Source organism: Paenibacillus sp. Aloe-11 (genome assembly GCF_000245715.1).
GTDB lineage: Bacteria > Bacillota > Bacilli > Paenibacillales > Paenibacillaceae > Paenibacillus > Paenibacillus kribbensis.
The window spans coordinates 179,278-203,212 of sequence record NZ_JH601082.1 but is presented as its reverse complement, the minus strand read 5'-3'; the positions used below and the strand labels follow the sequence as shown (position 1 = coordinate 203,212).

At 46.0% G+C, this 23,935-nt stretch carries 21 protein-coding genes; 12 read left to right on the top strand and 9 right to left on the bottom strand.

What is annotated here, in order from left to right:
• Positions 1 to 229: 229 nt before the first annotated feature.
• Both WG8_RS25830 and gyrA read right to left on the bottom strand, forming a co-directional pair.
• A complete protein-coding gene (locus tag WG8_RS25830) occupies positions 230 to 1,315 on the bottom strand; it encodes an HD-GYP domain-containing protein (protein WP_007433259.1) in 1,086 nt (361 codons plus the stop codon).
• Between the two features lie 218 nt (positions 1,316 to 1,533).
• A complete protein-coding gene (gene gyrA / locus WG8_RS25825; protein ID WP_007433258.1) occupies positions 1,534 to 4,098 on the bottom strand; it encodes a DNA gyrase subunit A in 2,565 nt (854 codons plus the stop codon).
• Positions 4,099 to 4,563: 465 nt separating this feature from the next.
• Between gyrA and WG8_RS25820 the strand changes: the two genes are divergently transcribed.
• A complete protein-coding gene (locus WG8_RS25820) occupies positions 4,564 to 5,391 on the top strand; it encodes a YheC/YheD family protein (protein WP_007433257.1) in 828 nt (275 codons plus the stop codon).
• A gap of 137 nt (positions 5,392 to 5,528) precedes the next feature.
• Here the strand turns inward: WG8_RS25820 and gyrB are convergent, their stop codons facing one another.
• The 6 genes from gyrB to dnaA all read right to left on the bottom strand — a co-directional run bounded on the left by gyrB (position 5,529) and on the right by dnaA (position 11,849).
• Entirely contained in the window at positions 5,529 to 7,439 is a 1,911-nt protein-coding gene (gene gyrB / locus WG8_RS25815; protein WP_043891430.1) for a DNA topoisomerase (ATP-hydrolyzing) subunit B, read from the bottom strand.
• 31 nt (positions 7,440 to 7,470) lie between these two features.
• A complete protein-coding gene (remB, locus tag WG8_RS25810; RefSeq protein WP_007433255.1) occupies positions 7,471 to 7,722 on the bottom strand; it encodes an extracellular matrix regulator RemB in 252 nt (83 codons plus the stop codon).
• 16 nt (positions 7,723 to 7,738) lie between these two features.
• Positions 7,739 to 8,854 carry a DNA replication/repair protein RecF gene (gene recF, locus WG8_RS25805; protein WP_007433254.1) on the bottom strand — a complete coding sequence of 372 codons (1,116 nt, stop codon included), beginning with the start codon at positions 8,852 to 8,854 and terminating at the stop codon, positions 7,739 to 7,741.
• A gap of 54 nt (positions 8,855 to 8,908) precedes the next feature.
• A complete protein-coding gene (gene yaaA / locus WG8_RS25800) occupies positions 8,909 to 9,127 on the bottom strand; it encodes a S4 domain-containing protein YaaA (RefSeq protein ID WP_007433253.1) in 219 nt (72 codons plus the stop codon).
• A 46-nt stretch (positions 9,128 to 9,173) separates the two neighbouring features.
• Complete coding sequence (dnaN, locus tag WG8_RS25795) at positions 9,174 to 10,316, bottom strand: DNA polymerase III subunit beta (RefSeq protein ID WP_007433252.1); 1,143 nt, start codon at positions 10,314 to 10,316, stop codon at positions 9,174 to 9,176.
• Positions 10,317 to 10,502: 186 nt separating this feature from the next.
• Positions 10,503 to 11,849: a chromosomal replication initiator protein DnaA gene (gene dnaA / locus WG8_RS25790; RefSeq protein ID WP_043891439.1), complete on the bottom strand. Its 1,347-nt coding sequence runs from the start codon at positions 11,847 to 11,849 to the stop codon at positions 10,503 to 10,505.
• Positions 11,850 to 12,913: 1,064 nt separating this feature from the next.
• Between dnaA and rpmH the strand changes: the two genes are divergently transcribed.
• From rpmH to WG8_RS25735, 11 genes are all read left to right on the top strand, one after another.
• Entirely contained in the window at positions 12,914 to 13,048 is a 135-nt protein-coding gene (gene rpmH / locus WG8_RS25785; protein WP_007433250.1) for a 50S ribosomal protein L34, read from the top strand.
• Between the two features lie 262 nt (positions 13,049 to 13,310).
• The gene (gene rnpA / locus WG8_RS25780) at positions 13,311 to 13,661 is read left to right on the top strand and encodes a ribonuclease P protein component (protein ID WP_007433249.1); all 351 of its coding nucleotides are present in this window, start codon (positions 13,311 to 13,313) and stop codon (positions 13,659 to 13,661) included.
• 71 nt (positions 13,662 to 13,732) lie between these two features.
• The gene (locus WG8_RS25775; protein WP_007433248.1) at positions 13,733 to 14,599 is read left to right on the top strand and encodes a YidC/Oxa1 family membrane protein insertase; all 867 of its coding nucleotides are present in this window, start codon (positions 13,733 to 13,735) and stop codon (positions 14,597 to 14,599) included.
• A complete protein-coding gene (gene jag / locus WG8_RS25770; RefSeq protein WP_007433247.1) occupies positions 14,596 to 15,351 on the top strand; it encodes an RNA-binding cell elongation regulator Jag/EloR in 756 nt (251 codons plus the stop codon). The genes WG8_RS25775 and jag overlap by 4 nt, the downstream gene beginning before the upstream one ends.
• 128 nt (positions 15,352 to 15,479) lie before the next feature.
• Positions 15,480 to 16,856 carry a tRNA uridine-5-carboxymethylaminomethyl(34) synthesis GTPase MnmE gene (gene mnmE / locus WG8_RS25765; RefSeq protein WP_007433246.1) on the top strand — a complete coding sequence of 459 codons (1,377 nt, stop codon included), beginning with the start codon at positions 15,480 to 15,482 and terminating at the stop codon, positions 16,854 to 16,856.
• A gap of 97 nt (positions 16,857 to 16,953) precedes the next feature.
• Complete coding sequence (gene mnmG / locus WG8_RS25760) at positions 16,954 to 18,843, top strand: tRNA uridine-5-carboxymethylaminomethyl(34) synthesis enzyme MnmG (RefSeq protein WP_007433245.1); 1,890 nt, start codon at positions 16,954 to 16,956, stop codon at positions 18,841 to 18,843.
• Entirely contained in the window at positions 18,843 to 19,565 is a 723-nt protein-coding gene (gene rsmG / locus WG8_RS25755) for a 16S rRNA (guanine(527)-N(7))-methyltransferase RsmG (protein WP_007433244.1), read from the top strand. Before mnmG ends, rsmG begins: the two co-directional genes overlap by 1 nt.
• Positions 19,566 to 20,022: 457 nt before the next feature.
• Entirely contained in the window at positions 20,023 to 20,841 is an 819-nt protein-coding gene (gene noc / locus WG8_RS25750; RefSeq protein ID WP_007433243.1) for a nucleoid occlusion protein, read from the top strand.
• Between the two features lie 188 nt (positions 20,842 to 21,029).
• Positions 21,030 to 21,791, top strand: coding sequence for a ParA family protein (locus tag WG8_RS25745; protein ID WP_007433242.1), 762 nt, complete (start codon positions 21,030 to 21,032; stop codon positions 21,789 to 21,791).
• Entirely contained in the window at positions 21,784 to 22,626 is an 843-nt protein-coding gene (locus tag WG8_RS25740) for a ParB/RepB/Spo0J family partition protein (RefSeq protein WP_007433241.1), read from the top strand. Before WG8_RS25745 ends, WG8_RS25740 begins: the two co-directional genes overlap by 8 nt.
• A gap of 199 nt (positions 22,627 to 22,825) precedes the next feature.
• On the top strand, positions 22,826 to 23,347 hold the full coding sequence (locus WG8_RS25735) for a DUF4446 family protein (protein ID WP_007433240.1): 522 nt from the start codon (positions 22,826 to 22,828) through the stop codon (positions 23,345 to 23,347).
• On the opposite strand, the gene yyaC is transcribed toward WG8_RS25735, so the two are convergent.
• Positions 23,301 to 23,906: a spore protease YyaC gene (gene yyaC, locus WG8_RS25730; RefSeq protein ID WP_043891429.1), complete on the bottom strand. Its 606-nt coding sequence runs from the start codon at positions 23,904 to 23,906 to the stop codon at positions 23,301 to 23,303. The two genes, WG8_RS25735 and yyaC, sit on opposite strands and share 47 nt — an antisense overlap.
• Positions 23,907 to 23,935 lie beyond the last annotated feature (29 nt).

Here is a 23,935-nt window from a genome sequence, read left to right as displayed (position 1 = left end):
GAACAAAATCATTACTCACTCGTTGTTCAGTTTTCAAAGATCAAACACTTCATGTTAGCCTCAGGCCTTAACCCCTCAGCAACTTTTATAGTGTATCATATTTCTCAGAGTTATGTCAACACTTTTTTTCGAAAGTGTTTTTACTCTTTTTCGACAACACTTGAAGCGACAAGAAAGAATATATCATACTTTTATTATAATTTGCAACTCTTTTTTTTCAAAAAAAGAATTAAGTCTCAATACATTCAATATAAAGCTCTCTGTGAAGCATCAAGTTAACGATTTCCCCATTTACTTGAACCAACGGACGAGTCGGATGATCTCGATCAGCAAATATGATTTCCCCTATGCGATTATCATTAAGACGTACTTTGGTCCCGTTGTTAAATTGGGTGAGCTTGTGAATGAAAACCTGTACTACACTTGGGTCCAGCTTGCCAAACGATTCTGATTTGATTTGCTCCAAAACCAGGTATGGTGATTGGGCAGGTCGATATGTCTTCTCCAGCGTCATGGCATGAAATACATCAGCCACTCCGACAATTTTAGCGTATATGTGGATTTGTTCCCCCTTGAGACGCAATGGGTATCCGGTACCATCCACTTTTTCATGATGCTGAAGAGCAGCCAGACGCACGCCTTCGTTAATGGCCTTCACATTTTTGAGCAACTGATATCCCAGTGAAGTATGACGACGGATCTCCTCTTGCTCCTCCCCTGTTAATGCAGAAGGCTTGTAGAGGATGACCGGGTCCATTTTGGCATTGCCAATATCATGAAGCAATCCGGCAAAGGCAACCTGCATCCAGTCCTTTTGGGGCAAACCAATCCATTGCGCAATGGAATACGAAGTAAGTGAGGTCAATACAGCATTGTGAAAAATATAATCAACTTCGATCATGGATCGCGGAATAAATGTCATTACGTTATAGCGCTGTATGTGCGCCAATAAGGACTCCAGCTGACTTCGTAGCTCAAATATAGATAAACTAGAGACAAGCACTGATTGGAATGCACTCTTAACAAGCATCACCATTTTGTCATACTCATCCTGGAATTGTGTAAACTCATCCCGCTCATCTAAGGGGGCTTGTGACTCAGCTGCTCCCGATCGAACAGTAGCATGATCACCGCCGGAAGTTGCATCATCCTCCATCCCTACCTCCACTTGCTGGATCAGGAACGCCTGTAAAATTTCCAGGTCCCGGGGCAGTAGAATGCGCCCTTTCGGCAGCAGCAAGCTGCCCATTTCAGTAAATACATCGCTTTGCAGTTTAAGCCCTGCTTTTAATTCGGATACGGGTACAGTTGTCATGGTCAACCTCTCTGTTCTCACAACAGCTGCTCCAGCTGCCAGTTTATGATGTCATTATATTACTTGGAAATGATCCTGTACATTCATTTTATACCATTTAAAGCTTGGCCTTCTGAATTCAAACCAGAATAAGAAAAAGACTCCCTGACCACAATAGTCAAGGAGTCTTCCTCATCACTTAAAAATCCAGTAACCACTTGTGTAGTATGGGTGGCTTCTTATTCGTTCTCAGAAGACTCTGAATCGCTGCCTTCCGTACCTTCTGTATCCATATCAAGAACAGGCTCAGCACCTGATGGAGATGCACCTTCGCTGGCTTCCCCGCCCTCTAATAGCTCTTCAAGCAGTTCTTCCTGCTCCTCATTCTTGTTCGCACGACATACAGTAGCAACCGAATCATCCTCGCGGATGTTAATCAGCCTTACCCCTTGTGTATTACGGCCCATTGTAGAGATTTCATCCATACTGGTCCGAATCACGGTACCACTGGCCGTAATGATCATCAAATCCTCTTCAGTTTTTACAACCTTAAGGCCGACAACCGGACCGTTTTTATCCGTAACATTAATTGTCTTAATTCCCTTACCTCCGCGGCTTTGGATACGATAATCCGCTACAGGGGTACGTTTGCCATAGCCTTTGGCCGTTACAATCAGGATATCCAGGTCGGTATCAACAACATCCATACCTATTACAGCATCACTCTCATCGAGACTGATCCCTTTAACCCCCGTAGCGCTACGGCCCATAGACCGTACATCGCTCTCAGGGAAACGAATAGACATGCCCTCTGCCGTACCAATAATCATTTCCTGCTGTCCGTCCGTCAGTTTTACTTCGATCAGGGCATCATCTTCACGCAGGTTAATGGCGATCAGGCCACCTTTGCGAATATTAGCATAGTCGTCGAGCGGCGTCTTCTTGATAATCCCTTGTTGGGTCGCAAAGAACAGATAGCTATCCTCAACAAACTCCTCAATTGGAATAACCGCATTGATCGACTCGCCCTGCTCAATCTGAATTAGATTAATAATCGGTGTCCCCCGGGCTGTCCGACTGAGATCTGGAATCTCATAAGCCTTAATCCGATATACTTTGCCCTTGTCGGTGAAGAATAACAAGTGATGATGTGAATTCGTAATAAACAGATGCTCTACAAAATCTTCATCCTTGGTATCCATACCCACTACACCACGACCACCGCGTTTTTGACTGCGATAGGTAGTAACGGGAAGGCGTTTAATATACCCGGTATGGGTTACGGTAATAATAACATCTTCACGAGGAATAAGATCCTCATCCAAAATGCTCTCTTCACCTACTGTAATTTCAGTACGACGCTCATCAGCAAAGCGTTCCTTAAGCTCATTCAGCTCTTCGCTAATGATGTTAAGCACCAAATGCTCGTTGGCCAAAATTTCGCGGTATTCGGCAATCCTTTGTAGTAATTCGTTATATTCATTCTCGATCTTTTCACGTTCCAAACCGGTTAAGCGTTGCAGACGCATATCGAGAATAGCTTGAGCCTGCTCAAGAGTAAGTGAGAAACGCTCAATCAGTCCTTCACGAGCTGCTTCTGCAGTTTGAGAGGAACGGATCAAGGCAATAACTTCGTCCAGATGATCAAGAGCAATGCGCAAGCCTTCCAAAATGTGTGCTCTAGCTTCAGCTTTTTTCAGGTCGAATTCTGTCCGACGACGAATAACTTCAACCTGATGTTTGAGATAATGATACAAGACATCCTTCAGATTCAATATCTTCGGCTCGTTGTTCACAATGGCAAGCATATTGATACCGAAATTAGACTGCATAGCCGTATGTTTGAACAAATTATTCAGAACGACGTTCGGGTTCACATCTCTACGCAACTCGATAACGACACGCATACCTGTACGGTCCGATTCATCCCGCAGATCTGTAATGCCCTCAATGCGTTTGTCACGCACCAATTCAGCAATCTTCTCGACCAGACGAGCCTTATTCACTTGGTAAGGCAGCTCATGCACGATAATCCGTGCTTTATTGCCAATTTCCTCTATGGTGGTCTTTGCACGCATGGTCACAGAACCGCGGCCCGTTTGGTACGCCTGGCGAATACCAGAACGACCTAAGATATAGCCTGCTGTCGGGAAATCCGGCCCTTGGATATAATCCATAAGTTCCATTGGCGTAATGTCAGGGTTTTCGATTAGTGCTTGTACACCGTCGATAACCTCTCCCAAGTTATGCGGAGGAATATTGGTAGCCATTCCGACTGCAATTCCCCCGACACCATTGACCAGCAAGTTAGGATAACGTGCAGGCAACACGACAGGCTCATTCTCTTCACCGTCGTAGTTCGGCATGAAATCAACGGTCTCTTTGTTCAAATCACGCAGCATTTCCATTGCAATCTTCGACAACCGTGCTTCGGTGTAACGCATCGCAGCCGCCATATCTCCATCTACGGAGCCAAAGTTGCCGTGTCCGTCCACCAGCATATAACGCAAGGAAAAATCCTGCGCCATCCGCACCATCGTATCATATACAGCCGTATCACCATGAGGGTGATATTTACCGATAACTTCGCCGACGATTCTTGCTGATTTCTTGTAAGGTTTGTCTGGCGACATGCCTAGCTCGGACATCGCGTACAAAATACGACGGTGTACCGGCTTTAGTCCGTCCCGCACATCAGGCAAGGCACGGCTAACAATAATACTCATGGCATAATCCATAAAGGATTCGCGCATTTCCACTCCGATATCCCTGTTAATGATCTGCGGGTTATTTTGATCGGCCATGCTGGTCCTCCTTCTCGTCCTTCAATACATTGCTCTCTATGTGAAAAGCCTAACAAGACACTGCCTATATACTCCGCTCTCTGCGCAGGATTTTGGCTAAAAACCCATCTGTATAATTATATTACTTTCACAAAAAGAGCACAATTAAACGCCTCTGTCCCCTTTACAGCGTAAATCCCTCGTCTTACCCCTTCTGGTAGAAGCAGATAGCTGTTCCCTTACACCACTAACAAGCCCTGATTATAACAAATTCCCCTGAGTTGGGGATTAGCCCCCACCCTAAGGGCCTTTTCCACATACAATACGTATACGGTCAGGGCTAATGTAGCAAGATTCCGAAAAACGCCGTATTTCTCTATTATATCATTGTTTTCCGCGCTTGTCCTTTAGTTTCCCTTGTTTTATTAAAGTGTTGTGAATTCCATGGACGCGACTCATATTACGAAAAGAAAGGAATGAGAATACTTGTCTATTCAGCGAGTAGCCAGTAAGTGGACCAAAACAAATGCCATTCTCCCCAATCCGACGTTGGCCCCTTATATACCGGAGACACGTTTGTACACATTCGAGCACTTGAACGAAATGTTAGCGGTGTATGGAACTGTCTATATTAAGCCGGACAACGGTACTTATGGAAAAGGGGTTATGCGTGCAGAAAGGCTCACAGAGCCGCTTCCTCCAACAGAAGAAGGAATCATCGGAGAGAGAATCTGGTACGTCCTTCGTTATGAAGTAGATACCCTTACTTTTGACAGTCTGGAAGAACTGAACAAGGTGGTTTCTAACCGCATAAAGAAGCGTCCATATCTGATCCAACGCGGGATTGACCTTCTTCAACATGAGACGCGTCCCTTTGACCTGCGGGTATTAACCCAGATGAACCTGAGGAAACATTGGGAAACGACGCTTATCATAGGACGCATAGCTGCTCCTGACAAAGTCGTCACCAATCACCATAGCGGTGGTACAGTACGCTTTTTCAATGAACTTGTAGCACCCTATCTGGATGAAAAGGAAGCAGTACACCTAGAGCAAAAACTATCAAAATTAGGCGAGCGAGTAGCCTGGCAGCTGCAAAAAAGATACCCTCGGCTAAAGGAAATTGGATTGGATGTGGGATTGGATCAGCAGATCTATCCGTGGATTTTGGAGGTTAATACGAGACCAGCCATTAAAGTCTTTTCTTTCCTTCCCAACAAAAGCCTTTATCATAAAATATTCAGGTATGCTGTAGGCTATGGCCGTTATTCAGCGTCCACGGGCAAGCCTGCACACTCTAAGAGAAAGACCTAGGGCAATGACGTTAACTATTCAAATTCACCCTAGCTGGTTAATGAACAAGAAAAGGGACGCCGTTTGGGCGCCCCTTGGTGTTGAACTCAAATCATAGCGAGCAAATAGTACATTAGCTAAGATGAAAATATCACACATTAAAAATCGAGATTTTTCACATACTTAGCATGTTCCTGAATAAAGTCGCGGCGAGGTTCTACATTATCCCCCATTAGGGTGTTGAACAGTGTATCTGCCAGCATCGCATCATTAATGGTTACCTGAAGCATAGTACGGCTTTCAGGGTCCATCGTCGTTTCCCATAGCTGTGCCGCGTTCATCTCACCCAAACCTTTATAGCGCTGTACATTGTACTTCGCATTTTCCCCAAATTCCCTGATGATCTCATCACGCTCTGCTTCCGAATTCGCATAACGTATGACCTTGTTGCGCTCTACCTTGAACAGCGGTGGCTGAGCAATGTAAACATAGCCTGCATCTAAAATTTTACGCATATACCGATAGAAGAACGTCAGCAGCAGCGTGCGAATGTGAGCACCGTCGACATCTGCATCCGTCATGATAATGACCTTGTGGTAACGTGCTTTGGAGATGTCAAAATCGTCTCCGATCCCTGTACCCATTGCAGTTACCATCGAGCGGATTTCATCACTGGACAAAATACGATCCAGACGTGCCTTCTCTACATTCAGGATTTTACCGCGAATCGGCAAAATAGCTTGGAAGTGACGATCACGGCCCTGTTTGGCCGATCCACCCGCTGAATCACCTTCGACGATGTACAGCTCACTAATCGAAGCATCCTTGGAGGAGCAGTCCGCTAGCTTGCCGGGAAGAGAGCTGATTTCCAGCGCACTTTTACGACGCGTCAGCTCACGCGCTTTGCGCGCTGCTTCGCGGGCACGTGCTGCTTGTAAGGATTTATCAACTACGCGGCGAGAGACAGATGGATTTTCCTCCAGAAATTCCTGAAGTTTCTCCGCGAACAGGGATTCGACAATCCCTCGCACCTCGCTGTTACCGAGCTTTGTTTTGGTCTGACCCTCAAATTGCGGTTCCGGAATTTTGACGGAGATAATCGCCGTCAGACCTTCACGCACATCATCGCCAGTCAGGTTGGCATTGCTATCCTTAATCAGGCCGTTTTTGCGTGCATAATCGTTAATAATCCGGGTTAATGCACTCTTGAAGCCAGATTCGTGCGTTCCGCCCTCGTGCGTGTTGATATTGTTGGCGAAAGAATAAATATTTTCGGTGTAGCTGTCGTTATATTGCAGCGCAACCTCGACTTGGATCATATCGCGTGAGCCTTCGACATAAATCGGCTGCTCATGAAGTGCTTCTCTTTGCTGATTCAAAAATTGTACGTATTCACTGATTCCGCCCTCGTAGTGGAATGTATCGCTGGCACCTGTCCGCTCATCAGTCAGGCTGATGGCAATCCCTTTATTCAGAAAAGCCAGCTCACGAATCCGCGTTTGCAGCGTATCATAGTCATATACGGTTGTTTCTGTAAAAATTTGCTCATCCGGATAAAATGTCGTTTGGGTCCCCGTCTCATCTGTGTCACCGATAACTCTCACATCATATTGCGGTACACCGCGATGATATTCCTGTTCATACACATGTCCGTCCCGTTTGACATGAACGATCACTTTGCTGGATAGAGCATTCACTACGGATACACCAACCCCGTGCAGACCGCCGGAGACTTTGTACCCTCCGCCTCCGAATTTACCACCTGCATGAAGTACAGTCATAACGACTTCCAGCGCTGATTTTTTCATTTTGGCATGCTCACTTACCGGAATGCCGCGACCGTTGTCTGTAACGGTAATGCTATTATCCGTGTGAACGATAACCTGAATGCTGTTACAATAACCTGCCAGCGCTTCGTCAATGCTGTTGTCCACAACTTCCCAGACCAAATGATGGAGACCTTTGACACTCGTGGAGCCAATATACATCCCGGGACGTTTCCGAACCGCTTCCAGGCCCTCCAGGACCTGAATCTCGCTCGCATCATAAGACGGTTGATTCATAGACATGCCTTTCACCTACTTCTATAGATTTCTATGGTTAAGCATTGGCAACAAACTGGTTTGCCCGCTTTTTGAGTGTTGTTGAGGAGATGGGGGAATAATACACCGTATTCTGAGTCACTACGATGGACTTGGCTTCCTCTTCGCCAATCATCTCGACATGCTTTTGCTGCTGGGCATGGTTCACGTATTGCTTGGAGATTTTAGAGGATTTTTCAATCGAGATATCGAAAATAGCCACAAGCTCTGACGAGCGGATGATTTTTTCTCCACCCAAATGAATATACATATCGGTTACTCACTCCTTAGTGATCCACATGCCCGTCATGGACGTGATAAATACTCGCATCCTTGAGTCGCTCCGCGTTCAAACTCTCAATCCCGGTTGCGGTGATAAAGGTCTGTACCTTGCTCTGGAAAGTTTCGATCAGTTGAGTCTGACGATAGGGATCCAGCTCAGACAAAACATCATCCAGGAGCAGGACCGGATATTCACCGATTTCCTCATGAATTAATTCAATTTCAGCCAGCTTCAAGGACAGGGCCGTCGTCCGCTGCTGCCCCTGAGAGCCATACGTATGCACTTCTCTGCCATTAATGGCAAAGGCCAAATCATCACGATGGGGTCCCGCCAAAGTCATGCCACGGCGGATTTCCTGTTCCCTCATTTGGGATAACTTTATCATAAATCGCTCCAATAAGACAGCTTCATCTTCTTCCTCTGGCTCACTGAAGGAGGGAACATAGGTTAATTTTAGCTCTTCAGCCCCCCCCGCGATCCCTTCATGAATGGCCTGAGCCCACTTTTGCAGCTTCGTTATAAATTGTTTCCGCTTTTTAACAATTTTAACACCATGCTCAACAAGTTGCTCGTTCCATACCTCCAGCATTAGCTGCACCGAGGCTATATCTTTCCCCCAAGCTTGCTTGAGCAGGTTGTTTCGCTGAACCAGCACCTTTTGATATTGCTGCAAATGATACAGATAGCCCGGAGCTACCTGTCCAATTTCCATGTCAAGAAACCGGCGGCGGACCCCCGGTGTTCCTTTGACAATTTCCAGATCCTCGGGGGCAAACATGACCACGTTTAACGAACCGATAAAATCACTCAGCTTTCGCTGCTCCAGTCCGTTGATCTTCGCTTTTTTGCCTTGTGTGGATAACGACAGATCCAGCCTGATTTTTCCGTATTTTTTATCCACATCCGCAGCCAGATGAGTAGAAGCAGCTCCGAAAGAGATTAACTCCTTATCGCGCGACGTTCGGTGGCTTTTGGTCAAAGCCAGTACAAAAATCGCCTCTACAAGGTTCGTTTTGCCCTGGGCATTTTGTCCAATCAGCAAATTAACGGGCCCAAATTCATTCAGCTCCAGCTGTTCATAGTTCCGGTACTGCTGCAAAGCAATGTTGTTCACAAACACATAGGGTCCCCCTTGCTACTCCGTACCTAAAAGGAGTCCTTGCCGACTAGGCGATTATGCTCCTGCCGTAACTTCGAAACTTCCGTTGTCCTCTACTTCTACAGTATCGCCAGGGTACAGCTTTCTTCCCCGTCTTTCTTCCGGCTCGCCGTTGACGCGGACTTGTCCCTCCTGTAGGAGGGCTTTGGCCATTCCACCTGTTGATACACAGTCAGCCAGTTTTAAAAATTGATCGAGCTTGATGTACTCGGTCTGTATCGATATCCGTTTCAAGGGCTGTTCATCCTTTCGCTTGTTCTCAGGCAGGTAACGCTACATGTTAGTTGGTTGTGCGATACGGCAGGATGATGTACAGCGCATTGCTGGAATCTGCCGGTTTTAAAATAATCGGGCTCATGATGCCGGTGAAAGCGATCGTCAGCTGCTCACTGTCAATTACCTTCAGCACGTCGAGCATATATTTGGAGTTGAATGAGATTTTGAGTGGCTCTCCCTCAAATTTGGACACATTCACTTCCTCACGCACCTTACCAAGCTCAGAGGAACTGGAGGAGATCTCCAGACCGCCATTTTCCAACGATTGCATTCTTACAATATTCGTTTTTTCCTCACGGGACAGCAAATAAGCACGGTCGATAGACTCGCTCAAACTTTTTGTATCCACAATCAGTTCTGTTTTGTAGGAGGTTGGAATAATTCTAGAAGTATCAGGATAGGTTCCATCCAGGATGCGGGAATAAAATAGTACCCGGTCAACCTTGAAAAGCACCTGATTGTCCGCCACGACGATATCCACAAGCATATTTTGATCCGGAATAATTCTGCTTAACTCATTCAACGTTTTGCCTGCAATGACAACATTGCTAAAACGCAAGCCTTCAGACGATTCCAAACGAGCGCTGCGGGTGGCCAGGCGGTGGCGGTCCGTTGCTACAAACTTTAATTCTCCCTCAGCCAAATTCCATAATACCCCGGTTAAAATGGGTGTTGTTTCGTGGGTGGAAATGGAGAAAACCGTCTGTTTGATCATATTTTTGAGCAAATCACCTGGCACAGAGATAACCTGATTTTCTTCAATGTTGGGGAGCACAGGGAATTCCTCAGGATCCAGGCCAACGATTTGAATTTCAGTGGCACCGGACGAGATGAAAGTTTGAAATTGATCCTTTACCTCCATACGGATCTCCTGAGACGGCAGTTTTTTGATAATTTCGACAAAGAATTTGGCTGGCAGGACTACACTTCCGGGTTGTTCAACCTGAACGACAGTCTGGTCTCCATCCTCCATTGGAATAAAGGATTGAATAGAGATGTCTGTATCGCTGGCAGTCAGCGTTACACCCTGATGATTCACATCCAGTTTAATACCACTAAGAATTGGAATTGTAGTACGACTTGATATCGCTTTGGATACATGTTGTATAGCCTCGTTCAAAACGTTTTTCAGAATGCTGATCTTCATAAGTTCCTCCTACGGCTTTTAGTCCTTCAAGCACGCGTTGACGCGGGCCTTATTTAGGTGATGAATATCTTTAAAATATAGTAGTAATAGTAATAGGCGCACTGAATATGTGGATAAGTAGCTGTAAACCTAATAAAATCAAGCCTATCCACATGTGTATAAATTGTGTATAGGCTCCGAACTTGTTCAGGTTGGATTTTTGATTTTCTCTATTAGGTTGTTGATAACTTTGAACAGATCTTGATCCACTTGAATGGATTTGGAGATTTTTTCGTGCGCATGGATGACTGTTGTATGATCGCGCCCACCGAAGGCCTCGCCAATTTTAGGCAGAGAATAGTCGGTTAACTCACGCGACAGGTACATGGCAATCTGTCGTGGGAAGGCCACAGCCTTTGTCCGCTTGCGCGCCTTAAAATCCTCCAGACGCAGATTGTAAAATTCCCCGACTTGATGCTGTATATCCTGAATGGTGATCATTTTGGGGCGGCTGGACGGGATAATATCCTTCAACGCCTCGGCAGCAAGATGGCTTGATACATCCTGATTGGTTAAGGAAGAATAGGCGACAACGCGAATCAGCGCCCCCTCCAGCTCACGGATGTTGGTATCAATCTGGTTGGCGATATACATCATGGCCTCATTGGGAATGTCCAGGTTTTCCGCACGGGCCTTTTTCCGAAGAATAGCGATTCTGGTCTCCAGATCCGGCGGCTGAATGTCCGTAATGAGTCCCCACTCGAAGCGGGAGCGCAGTCGTTCTTCCAGCGTCGGAATTTCTTTGGGAGGCCGGTCACTGGAAATGATAATCTGCTTGCGTTCCTCATGAAGCGCGTTAAACGTATGGAAAAATTCCTCCTGTGTCGATTCCTTGCCGGCAATGAATTGAATATCGTCAATGAGCAAAATATCAATGTTGCGATATTTGTTGCGGAAGCTCTCCCCGCGGTTGTCCCGGATGGCATTAATGAATTCGTTCGTAAACTTCTCCGACGATAAATATACGACCTTGCTGGTCGGATTGTGCTCCAAAATATAGTGCCCGATGGCATGCATCAGATGCGTTTTGCCCAGACCTACGCCGCCGTAAAGAAACAGCGGATTGTACGCTTTGGCCGGCGCCTCGGCGACGGCCAGCGATGCTGCGTGAGCAAAACGGTTCCCCGATCCGATGACGAATGTATCGAATGTATATTTGGGATTTAGCATATGGGACACGGCTTCTTCATGTACGACCGGCTGCTGCTGAGGTTGCTGCTGAAGATCGACCTCGGGGGGCTTGTTCTCCTCGATGACGAACTTGACCTCCAGTTGCTTACCCCAAATTTCATAAACCGTTGCTCCGACTAGCTTGGTATAGCGGCTTTCAAGCCATTCCACAGCAAAGGTTGTCGGAGCAGAAATCACAATGGAGTGGTCATTCAGTTTCGCTGCCTTGGTAGCCTTAAACCAAGTGTCGTAACTCGGCTTACTCAGCTTGGTTTGTATAATGGATAAAATTTGCTGCCATAGTTCAGAGATATGGCTGTCCACAGACGTCACTCCTTTTAAATCCTGACATTTTGCCGATGAACTGAGAGCTGCTCCCGGCGCTTCGGCAAAACGCCTAAAATCCCAAAAATATTTGTTGAAGGCCATAAAAAGACATACCGCCGCCTAAATCATGCGGCAGTGTGATGAGAGAACGCAGCACAAAATGACCCTGAAAAATAACTGATGGAAAATTCCACTGCCGCTGGGCAGAAGAAAGGCGATATTTCTCAGGAGGGAATGTGCGGCACGATCCGTTCTCTTTATCCCGCAGGCCAAAACGGGACTGCAATATGTCGAAATCAAATGAAAAATGTAGAATATATCCCCAGAATCCCGAATCCGCACAAAAATAAAAAGATGGATAAATTGAACTTGTTCACAACTTTATCCACAGGGTGTTGATAATATGGAGGGCAAAACAACATATTCACATTCAAAAGTAATATCATCATAGCAAAAGAAGCCTTGTATTTCAATGACTCGTGGTTATTTATCCACAAATTCAATCTGTTGTGTACAATTTTTATTCACAACACAAGATATTGTTTATAATTTGTTCAGTTTTCGACAATAACTCTTTTTTGCTCTAAAATGTTATGCACAGGTTATGACCATTTAAATCACAATACCGTTCTTTTTGTGAATCTGTGTATAACGGACGTTGCCTTTTGGTCACAGGGGCTTATTTTTCTGTTGAAAATTTCCGGTAACGTTTCCGACATTATTTTTGAATGAATTGGCGACGACGATCTGAGAAAGAGCGGATTGAAGTGGCAGAATGGATAGAAGGTGGATACGAGCGGTCTTGGCTGGGAGGGAATACAGCTGGGATGCTGGATAAGAGGAAGGAGAAACCAAAAAATTGTCGTTAAATCAGGGTGAACGAGAATGAAGTAGTGAATGAGAAGGGTTGAATCCTGAACACGAAAAAGAGGGAGAGGATTCATAATCACATTGACTTTGACCGCTATTTGTGGTTAAATGTACAAAGGTGTTTTTTGTGGAGATTGCTACGTTAGGTATATTCCATATAAAACGTATCCCTTGTAAGGAGGTGCAGCACAATGAGACCGACTTTCAGACCGAATGTCAGCAAACGTAAAAAAGTTCACGGCTTCCGTAAAAGAATGAGCACAAAGAATGGCCGTAAAGTTTTGGCGGCTCGTCGCCAAAAAGGTAGAAAAGTATTGAGTGCGTAATGCGTGCATAAAGACCACTACGGTGGTCTTTTTTTTCATAATTAAGGTATTAACGGACCGGATTACTTCCTCTAATCTGTAGAAATGCAGTGAAAAAGAGGGTGAAGTGCCGATTCCTACCCTATATTAGATGAAGCTTTTTGAAAATGGATGTAAAATAAGCGAGATTACCATGACGGAATGTTGTCCATACTTCTTACTATATAAGAGGTAAGGATTGGCTTGCCGAAGTGTGTAAAAGAGATGAGCAAGGAGAAGCGCCGTGCGAAAAAAATTGCGTCTTCGAAACCGGGCGGACTTTGGGCGCGTATACCGCCATGGCAAATCTTTTGCCAACCATCAGTTTGTGGTGTACTGGTTCCGCCGTAGAGAGGTAGAGCAGTTCCGTGTCGGAATTTCGGCCAGCAAGAAGATCGGCAACGCAGTTGTGCGTAACCGGATGCGCAGAATCGTCAAGGAAATTGTGCGTCATCATGAGCATGAATTGGTGGAGCAGATTGATCTGATTTTTATCGTCCGTAAGGGTGCGGTTGCGATGTCGTATCAAGAGCTGGAGAAAAGCGTGCTGCACGTTCTGCGCAAAGCCTCGCTGCTCAAGTCTTCACGCCGATAGTCAGTATCTTTGTCCTACAGGATATGGTATGATTTACGTTGGAATGGATTGGTTAAGAAAGGGGTTATGAAGTGTCGCGTTTGAAGACTCAACGAGGGAAATGGTTCCTTCTAATTGCCTTATTGGCACTTGTTGCCGTGCTGTCCGGATGTGCCCCGACGGCCCACAATTCTTACACGACGGCAGACTTGGCCAACGGATCGTGGTGGCAGAGATATGTCGTTTACTGGTTTTCGTATGCGCTGGATACATTTGCCCAATGGTTCTCTGGAGAGTATGGCCTGGCCGTATTGATTCTGGTGATCATCGTGCGGACGATTATTTTGCCGCTTACACTTAAGCAAGTACGCAGTTCCAAAGCTATGCAGGCTATTCAGCCACAATTAAAAGAAATTCAAGCGAAATACAAGGATACACCTGAGAGAGTTCAGCAAGAGACGATGAAATTGTTTCAGGAAAACAAGGTCAACCCGATGGCGGGCTGTCTGCCTTTGCTCGTACAAATGCCGATTTTTATCGCGCTTTATAATGCCATTTACTATAACTCGGCATTACGGGATCATGACTTTTTATGGCTCCAGTTAGGTAAACCGGATCACTTCTTCATCCTGCCGATTCTGGCAGCAATTACGACATTTGTCCAAACCTGGATGATGATGAAATTGAATCCGACACCGCAGCAGGGACCGATGCAGTTTTTGCTGTACGTTTATCCGGTGCTGATTCTGTTCATGTCGTATAACTTCCCATCTGCTTTGCCGTTGTACTGGTTCTACAGTAATATTTACACGATTATCCAAAACTATTTCCTTTATCGCAATAATGATAAAGAAGCTGCACTGGCGAATGTGAAAACAGCCAGTCATACGAAGACGGGCTCACCCAATAACAAGAAAAAAAGTAACAGAAACACGAAGGGGGCTAAAAAGTCGAGATGACCAAGGTCGTGACATCAGGAAAAACCGTTGAAGATGCTGTAAAACAAGGACTCTCCCAACTGGGAGTAAGCCGTGAACGGGTAACCGTAAACGTGTTGGAACAGCCGTCAAAAGGATTCCTGGGATGGCTAGGGGTCAAGAAGGCGAAGGTGGAGCTTACGCTGCTGTCTGAGCCGTCTCCCGAAACCATACACACGGCTGAACCTCATGTATCGGCTCAAGCGCCTTTTCGTGCAGGACAGGCTGTTACGGAAGCTGAATCTGTCACGCGGGAAGCACACATAAACCCGACCTCTACGGGACAAGCTGATCCCTATGAAGAGGCGGTGCGTTTTATCCGCGAAACAGCAGCAGGAATGGGATTGGACGTTGAAGTTGATGTCCACCACCGCAAGGATGAAAGTATACTGGATATCTCCGGTCCGTCGCTCGGGATGCTGATCGGTCGTCGGGGACAGACCTTGGATGCATTGCAGTATCTGACGAATATTGTTGCCAACCGTCATTCTGACAAATTCATCCGAATTGTTCTGGATGCCGAGCAATTTCGCGCACGTCGGCAAAAAACGCTGGAGGATTTGGCGGATCGGTTGGCCAACCAGGCTATTCGTTATGGCAAGGAAGTCGTGTTGGAGCCAATGCCGTCACAGGAGCGAAAGCTGATTCACGCCAAGCTTCAACAGCATGCGCAGGTTAGAACATACAGCAAGGGGGACGAGCCGAATCGGCGCGTCGTCATTGCCAAAAAATAATCCGACGCAATGGCTCTCTGCATGGTGCAGAAGCCATTGCTTTTTTTCTTATATTTCTGACTGAAACGGATGCCGTCCTTAATCAAGGACGGCAAAGCCGTTTCTACTTGATAGGAGGTAGAAACGATATGCTGAGCGATACCATAGCTGCCATTGCAACGGCAGTCGGCGAAGGCGGCATTGCGGTCATACGGGTCAGCGGCCCTGAAGCTGTCACGGAAGTGGAGGCTTTGTTTCACAGCAAAACGCCTCTAAGCAAGGCTCCATCTCACACAGTACACTATGGACATATTATAGATCCTCACAACCAGGAAAAGGTGGAGGAGGTTTTAGTTACGGTGATGCGGGCGCCACGCTCTTTTACAACAGAAGATGTAGTAGAGATCAGTACTCATGGCGGAGTAGTAGCCGTCAAACGGGTTATGGATCTATTGCTGCTGCAAAATATACGCTTGGCCGAGCCGGGCGAATTCACGAAGCGCGCCTTTTTGAATGGTCGTATTGATCTGAGTCAGGCTGAGGGGGTCATTGATCTCATTCGTTCGAAGTCGGATAAAGCTTTTTCGGTAGCTCTGAAGCAGGTGGATGGACAGCTGTCACAGAATATTCGTCGCTTGCGTAATGTTTTGGTAGAGACACTCGCTCACATTGAAGTGAACATTGATTATCCCGAGCATGACGTGGAATCTTTTACGTCTGAGTTAATTAAGGATAAGAGCAGTCAGGTTATGGCGGAGATTGATCGGCTGCTGCATACGGCGGAGCAGGGGAAAATTTTGCGTGAGGGTCTAACCACGGCGATTGTCGGCAGACCGAATGTGGGCAAATCCTCGCTGTTGAATACACTGGCCCAGGGTGAACGGGCGATTGTGACCGATATTCCGGGCACTACCCGTGATGTGATTGAGGAATATGTGACGGTGAATAACATCCCGCTCAAGCTGCTGGACACAGCCGGCATTCGTGAAACGATGGATGTGGTGGAACGGATCGGAGTAGAGCGTTCAAGAACGGCGGTCAGTGAAGCGGATCTATTGCTCGTTGTGATTAATGCCAACGAACCATTACATGAGGATGAAATGGCATTACTGGAACAAATCCGCGGTAGACAAGCGATTGTCATTATGAATAAAATGGACTTACCGGCCCAAGTTGACCGGGATTTGCTGCTGCGCTATGTACCTGAGGAGCTCATCGTACCGATGTCCGTCAAGGAGCATGAGGGCGCAGACCGACTGGAGCAGGCGATATCGAATTTATTCTTCAGCGGCAAGCTGGAATCAGCCGATATGACATATGTCAGCAATGTACGGCATATTGCTTTGTTGAAGAAGGCGCGCCAATCACTGGTGGATGCCTATGAAGCGGCTGATCAATTTGTACCGATCGACATGATTCAGATTGATGTAAGGCTGGCGTGGGAGCATTTGGGCGAGATCGTGGGCGATACCGCGCATGATGCGTTAATTGATCAAATATTTTCACAATTTTGTCTGGGCAAATAGGACATTCAAGCATGGCTGGTATAAGCCCTGCTATCGTTATAGATATACAAGAGCATATTCGGCGGAAGACCGGAGTGTATAAGGAGGTAAGAGAGGTATGGGATACCAAGGAGGCGACTATGATGTCATTGTCGTAGGCGCGGGCCATGCGGGCGTAGAATCCGCTTTGGCAGCAGCCCGGATGGGCTGTCGTACGTTGATGATTACAATTAACCTGGATATGGTCGCGTTTATGCCCTGCAACCCGTCGATTGGCGGTCCTGCAAAAGGTCATGTGGTGCGGGAAATCGATGCTTTGGGCGGTGAAATGGGTCGCAACATCGACAAGACCTTTATCCAAATGCGTATGCTGAATACAGGTAAAGGACCTGCGGTTCACGCCTTGCGTGCACAGGCTGACAAGTTCTCTTATCAGCATACGATGAAGGAAACGATGGAGAAGGAACCCAATCTGACCCTGCGTCAAGGCATGGTAGAAGAACTGATTATAGAAGACGGCCATTGCGTGGGTGTGATTACGAAGACGGGCACAGAGTATCGGAGTAAAGCAGTTGTGCTGACGACTGGCACATATTTGCGTGGAAAAATCATTATGGGTGAGCTGATGTATGAGAGTGGTCCAAACAATCAGCAGCCTTCAGTGAGATTGGCTGAGCATTTGAAAGAACTGGGCTTCGATCTCGTTCGATTCAAAACAGGAACACCACCGCGGGTGCATAAGGATACGATTGATTTTAGCAAAACGGAAATTCAGCCGGGTGATGACCAGCCGAAGTTTTTTTCCTATGAGACGAAGTCTTCGGATAATGAGCAACTTCCTTGCTGGCTGACATATACTTCTGTAGAAACACATCAGATTATTAATGACAATTTGCATCGTGCGCCGATGTTTTCGGGTCTGATCGAAGGAACAGGGCCACGCTATTGTCCATCTATTGAAGATAAAGTAGTACGTTTCAGCGATAAGCCAAAGCACCAAATCTTCTTGGAGCCTGAGGGTAAAAACACATCTGAATACTATGTTCAAGGCTTGTCAACCAGCCTGCCGGAGGATGTGCAACTAGCTGTGCTGCGCACCATTCCAGGGATGGAAAAGGTAGAAATGATGCGTAACGGTTACGCTATTGAGTATGATGCGATGGTGCCTACCCAGTTGTGGCCTACTTTGGAAACGAAAAAGGTTCCTGGCTTGTTCACAGCAGGTCAGATTAATGGTACCTCCGGTTACGAGGAAGCTGCGGGCCAAGGCATTATGGCAGGGATTAATGCAGCTCGCAAGGTTCAGGGTAAAGAGCCTGTTGTATTGGACCGTTCTCAAGGCTACATCGGGGTTCTGATCGACGATCTGGTGACCAAAGGTACAAATGAGCCTTACCGTTTGCTGACGTCACGTGCAGAATACCGTCTGTTGCTGCGTCATGATAATGCAGATTTGCGGTTGACACCGATTGGGCATGAGATTGGTCTGATTACGGACGATCGGTACGAGCGCTTTTTGGATAAAAAGCAAAAGGTAGAGCAGGAAATTGAGCGTCTTCGCTTGGCGAAGGTTCGCCCAGTTGATGTAAACGAAATGCTGGAGCAAAGCGGTTCGGCACCGATACAAGATGGCAGTAACTTGTTAACGGTGCTGCGTCGACCAGAGATCAGCTATGCACAAGTGGCGCAAATCTCACCTTCACCTGTCTCTCTTACTGAGGAAGAGCAGGAGCAGGTCGAAATTCAAATTAAGTATGCGGGTTACATTGAAAAGCAATTGATGCATGTAGAACGTCTGCAAAAGATGGAGAAAAAGAAGCTTCCAGAAGATATTGCATACAATGAGGTTCAAGGCTTGGCTATTGAAGCGAAGCAGAAGCTCGAAAAAATCCGTCCGATGTCCATTGGTCAGGCATCCCGTATCTCGGGCGTGACTCCTGCAGATATTTCCATTTTGCTGGTTTATCTGGAGCACTATAACCGCGTAACGGCAGCAAGGGGATCATAATGGACGCCATACAACAGCAATTTAAGCAGCGACTGGCCGAGCATGGCATTGTGATTAATGACAGTCAGCTAGAGCAGTTTGAAACGTATTACCGTGTGCTGGTGGAGTGGAATGAAAAAATGAATCTGACGGGGATTACAGAGCGTGATGCGGTGTATACCAAGCATTTTTACGATTCTCTTTCACTTGCCTTCTATGTTCCGTTAAAGGATGTGGGAAGCCTTGCTGATATTGGGTCAGGCGCAGGCTTTCCTGGTATTCCTTTGAAAATTTGCTTTCCACATATTCGACTGACTATTGTAGACTCGTTGAACAAACGTATTCAATTTTTAGCACATGTAGTAGAGCAGTTGGGGTTGGAAAATGTTGAACTGATTCACAGCAGAGCAGAGGAATTAGGACGTAAAACAGGCTACCGCGATAGCTACGATCTGGTTACCGCGAGAGCTGTTGCCCGTCTTGCAGTACTGAATGAATTTTGTTTGCCTTTTGTCCGTGAAGGAGGTCACTTTGCTGCGATGAAGGGCAGTGATCCAACGGAGGAAATCAAGGAAGCTTCCTACAGCCTGAAAGAGCTAAAAGGGAAAATCAAGCATGTTCAAGCCTTTCATCTACCTGTTGAAGATGCAGCCAGACATATGATCATAATTGAAAAAAGGGCAGCTACCCCACGAAAATATCCGCGCAAGCCGGGTACGCCTTTGAAATCACCGTTAGTGTAAATGTTTGAAAGAAAGTGAGTGTTTCACGTGAAACATTCACTTTTTTTTATGGCCAAGCAGGCTTTCTCTATCGAAAATTTGTAGATACGGGGGATTTACTTTGTAGCGAAAAGGAAAATGACTAAATAGGCAGCGGGATGGGAGGACAATTTATTATCTGATCCTTCCGAAAAGCTGGTAGAGGCGATAGGATTATGGCTGAAAAAGTGATAGAATAGAGATAATCGTTTTAATGTCAGTTGACTACTTCCCGTACTCATTTATCCGGGGATTTTGCAAAATCCTCTTCCAGCCATACATATAGGGAAGTGGGGCAACAAGGTCGGGAGAGCACACGAAGTGTATCCACTTACGGGGCTTTCTCATATAAAAGGGGTCTATGATCCGCGTAAGGAACTGTTTTTCACGAAGCGCTGTAAGTATGGTGCTATTATGAAATTAGGTGGTATTATACGGAATGAAAGAACAATTTTCCAGGCTATTTGGTTTGACGGAGCGATCCAATGGGGACGAAATAAAGCAACTTCCTGTTCGGGATATTGTCAGCAGTCCTTATCAGCCCCGCACCATATTTGACGACGAGAAGATTGATGAGCTATGCCAGACCATTAAGACGCATGGTGTAATTCAACCGATTGTCGTTCGTTTCCGTAATGGACAATATGAAATTATAGCAGGGGAACGTCGTTGGAGAGCTGTTACCAAGCTGGGAATGGACACCATTCCAGCCATTGTTCGTGAGTTTAATGATTCGCAAGCTGCATCCATCGCGTTGATTGAGAATCTTCAACGGGAAGGGCTGACTGCGATTGAAGAAGCAGTGGCTTATCAGAAGTTGATTGATCTCCATCAGCTTACTCAGGAAAGCCTTGCTCAGCGACTGGGTAAAAGTCAATCCACCATTGCCAACAAGATAAGACTGCTTCATCTGCCAGAGAGAGTGAAAGAAGCTTTAATGGAACGGAAGGTGTCCGAGCGTCATGCTCGTGCGTTATTGTCATTAGAGACTGAAGAGCTACAGTATAAGGTTTTAGATGAAGTCATTTCTAAGGAACTCAATGTAAAGCAGACAGAGGCACGAGTTGCCTTTTATAAACAAGTGTCAACGATTAAGAAATCCAAGCGGATTTCCTTTACCAAGGATGTCCGGCTTGCGCTGAATACGATTCGTCAATCCATTGATATGGTGTCTGGCTCAGGCCTGGATATCAAAACCAAGGAATCCGATCACGAGGATCACTATGAGATTGTCATTCAAATTCCCAAACGTAAGTAAGGGATGCAGCGTACAGGCGGCAGCAATTGCCGCTTTTTCTGTCTAACGCCCAATAAAGCCGCAGCATACTCGTATTCTATTTTATAAAATTGCCGTTATCCGTAAGCTAAGGATTAAGTAACGTCTCCATAGAGCATTTTGCATCATAGAATGTAGCAGAATTCCGATTAAATTATGAGGTGAATGAAGTGTCGAAAATAATAGCCGTAGCCAATCAAAAGGGCGGAGTGGGCAAAACAACTACTTCCGTGAATTTGGGCGCCGGACTTGCTTCCCTCGGCAAAAGGGTATTGCTCGTGGATATCGACCCGCAAGGTAATACAACCAGTGGTGTGGGTATCAATAAGGCGGATGTGGCAAATTGCATTTATGATGTACTCATTAATGAGGTTGATCCTAGTGAGGCGATTGTCAGCACACAGATTGAGGGGCTGGATATTATTCCAGCAACCATTCAGCTAGCCGGTGCGGAGATCGAGCTGGTGCCGACCATATCTCGTGAGCTGAGATTAAAGAGATCGCTCCAGCTTGTGAAGCATAATTATGACTATATATTAATTGATTGCCCTCCATCGTTGGGTATTTTGACGCTCAATTCATTGACAGCCTCTGATTCGGTCATTATTCCGATTCAGTGTGAATATTATGCATTGGAAGGATTAAGCCAGCTATTAAATACCGTAAGATTAGTACAAAAGCATCTGAACACCTCATTGCAAATTGAAGGTGTGTTGTTGACGATGTTTGATGCCCGTACGAATTTGGGTATTCAGGTGATTGAAGAAGTGAAAAAGTATTTTCAAAGCAAGGTCTATCAGACGATTATTCCACGCAATGTAAGACTTAGCGAAGCCCCATCGCATGGCCAGTCCATTATTACGTATGATCCCCGCTCACGTGGGGCAGAGGTATATATTGAGTTGGCAAAGGAAGTGGTATCTTATGAGTAAACGGTTGGGAAAAGGACTGGATGCACTCATTCCCTCCCTTACAGTCAATGAAGAGGACAAGGTTGTTGATATTCCGCTTAGCCAGTTGCGTGCGAACCCGTACCAGCCTCGAAAAACATTTGATGATGAATCCATTAAAGAGTTAGCGGAATCCATACGTCAGCATGGTGTTATCCAACCTATTATTGCGCGTAGTGTATTGAGAGGATACGAAATTATAGCAGGGGAAAGACGTTTTCGGGCGTCCCAATTTTGTGGGAATCCAACCATACCTGTGGTCGTTCGCAATTTTACGGATCAGCAGGTGATGGAAATTGCCTTGATTGAAAACTTGCAACGTGAAAATTTGAATGCGATGGAAGTGGCAGTAGCTTATCAGGGATTAATGGATCAATTTTCCTTAACACAGGAAGAGTTGTCCATGAAGGTTGGAAAATCACGTTCTCATATTGCTAATTTTCTTCGTTTGCTTGCATTACCAGAGGAAGTTAAAGATCATGTTTCACGTGGAACATTGTCTATGGGGCATGCCAGAGCCATTGTTGGACTCAAGGATCCAAGCATAGTGAAGCAGCTAGCACTGCAATGTATTGAGCAGCAGTGGAGTGTTCGCGAACTGGAGGAAGCTGTACAACAGCTGGATCACAAGCCTGGAGAGACGAAGGCCAAAGCCAAGGTGCGAAAAAGGGACCCCTATATTGACCATATGGAAGAGTCCCTGCGTGAGCGTTTTAAAACGACTGTGAAAATTAAGCACAATAAGGATAAAGGCAAAATCGAATTGAATTATTACAGCCAGCAGGATTTGGAAAGATTACTGGAGCTACTGCAGTAGTCTGTAACAATATGGACATGTCTCCTTGAGCAAAATGGAAAGTGAGATATGTCTTTGCTTTGTCTGAATCTGTAAGAATCAGAATGGTATGGATGGGTAAACTAATAGCCTTCTGTTATTTGTTTCGCTGTTCTCAAGCGTATAAAATATAAGATATACAGGTACATGATTTTCGAGGTAGAGGAGTAGAAACAAGCATATGGCTGAATTGAATGGACTAATCATGGAACAGCTTGCTGGAATCGTTGCAGGGATCGTGTTCATTTTGCTCTTACTGTTGATTGTTATTATTGTACAGGGTGCAAAATTGAAGAAAATGCGGCGCAAGTATGAGACCATGATGGCAGGCAGCGGTGTTGAAAATTTAGAAACGCTGCTGATTGATTTGAAAGTACAGATGGATACGATTGAGGATGAGCAGGCGACCCATCGTGCAAGCATGAAATCTCTACGTAGCAAACTGACTGGATTGAAGGGGAATGTGGGCATCAAGCGTTATAATGCCTTTGGCGAGAGAGGAAGCGATTTGAGTTTCTCTCTGGCTATTGTAGATAACAATCAGGATGGCATTGTGTTAACCGGTATCTATAACAGGGATGGCTCTTATGTGTATGCCAAGCCTCTGGAGGCTGGACAATCAACCTATTCCTTATCACCTGAAGAGAAAGAAGCCGTTATTCTTGCGCAGCAAGCAGGACAGAACGGTAATGCCACTCCTTAATCGCGGAGTATAAGCTGCTAGCAATAATATCTGATAATTTCATTACCAGATTTAGCCTTGTATTTTGCAATACAAAGTACTCCATGAAGCCGCCGACGTTAACGATACCTGTCAAATGGATATCGCCGACCGGCGGTAATTCTTTATTTACGCCTGCTCCAGGCTTTAGCGGACCCTCTGCGACCTGGATGCATCCAACACTGGAGGTTTGTCCAAGGCATGCATCGATACCGATGATGTAAGGCTGTTCATACCGCGCATATATGTCATTAAGCGTCGTTTGCAGATTCATAGCATGTACAGGCTCCTCTAATGTACCATATAGGTTAAATAGGGGGCTTTTGTAGCGTGATAAATGGGTACCTACGAGCGGTCCGAGACAATCTCCAGTAGAACGGTCGGTGCCGATGCAAATGATGACGATATTCTGTAGACTCGGTGCCTGGTGCAGATGGAACAGCAGACGATGGATGATGGCTGATTGGATCCCGGGGTCGGTGTGTGATATTTTTAGGCTAAGGGGTTCTTGCCCCGGAATGAAGTCAGATGGATGAGACATGGTATCTTCCTTTCGCTCTGTAATGGAGT

What these genes read in the sequence shown, in the direction of transcription:
- WG8_RS25830 (WP_007433259.1), bottom strand. Translation starts at nt 1,315, where the DNA reads ATGACAACTGTACCCGTATCCGAATTAAAAGCAGGGCTTAAACTGCAA.
- gyrA (WP_007433258.1), bottom strand. Translation starts at nt 4,098, where the DNA reads ATGGCCGATCAAAATAACCCGCAGATCATTAACAGGGATATCGGAGTG.
- gyrB (WP_043891430.1), bottom strand. Translation starts at nt 7,439, where the DNA reads ATGTCTATGAATCAACCGTCTTATGATGCGAGCGAGATTCAGGTCCTG.
- remB (WP_007433255.1), bottom strand. Translation starts at nt 7,722, where the DNA reads ATGTATATTCATTTGGGTGGAGAAAAAATCATCCGCTCGTCAGAGCTT.
- dnaN (WP_007433252.1), bottom strand. Translation starts at nt 10,316, where the DNA reads ATGAAGATCAGCATTCTGAAAAACGTTTTGAACGAGGCTATACAACAT.
- rpmH (WP_007433250.1), top strand. Translation starts at nt 12,914, where the DNA reads ATGAGACCGACTTTCAGACCGAATGTCAGCAAACGTAAAAAAGTTCAC.
- jag (WP_007433247.1), top strand. Translation starts at nt 14,596, where the DNA reads ATGACCAAGGTCGTGACATCAGGAAAAACCGTTGAAGATGCTGTAAAA.
- mnmE (WP_007433246.1), top strand. Translation starts at nt 15,480, where the DNA reads ATGCTGAGCGATACCATAGCTGCCATTGCAACGGCAGTCGGCGAAGGC.
- mnmG (WP_007433245.1), top strand. Translation starts at nt 16,954, where the DNA reads ATGGGATACCAAGGAGGCGACTATGATGTCATTGTCGTAGGCGCGGGC.
- rsmG (WP_007433244.1), top strand. Translation starts at nt 18,843, where the DNA reads ATGGACGCCATACAACAGCAATTTAAGCAGCGACTGGCCGAGCATGGC.
- noc (WP_007433243.1), top strand. Translation starts at nt 20,023, where the DNA reads ATGAAAGAACAATTTTCCAGGCTATTTGGTTTGACGGAGCGATCCAAT.
- WG8_RS25740 (WP_007433241.1), top strand. Translation starts at nt 21,784, where the DNA reads ATGAGTAAACGGTTGGGAAAAGGACTGGATGCACTCATTCCCTCCCTT.
- WG8_RS25735 (WP_007433240.1), top strand. Translation starts at nt 22,826, where the DNA reads ATGGCTGAATTGAATGGACTAATCATGGAACAGCTTGCTGGAATCGTT.
- yyaC (WP_043891429.1), bottom strand. Translation starts at nt 23,906, where the DNA reads ATGTCTCATCCATCTGACTTCATTCCGGGGCAAGAACCCCTTAGCCTA.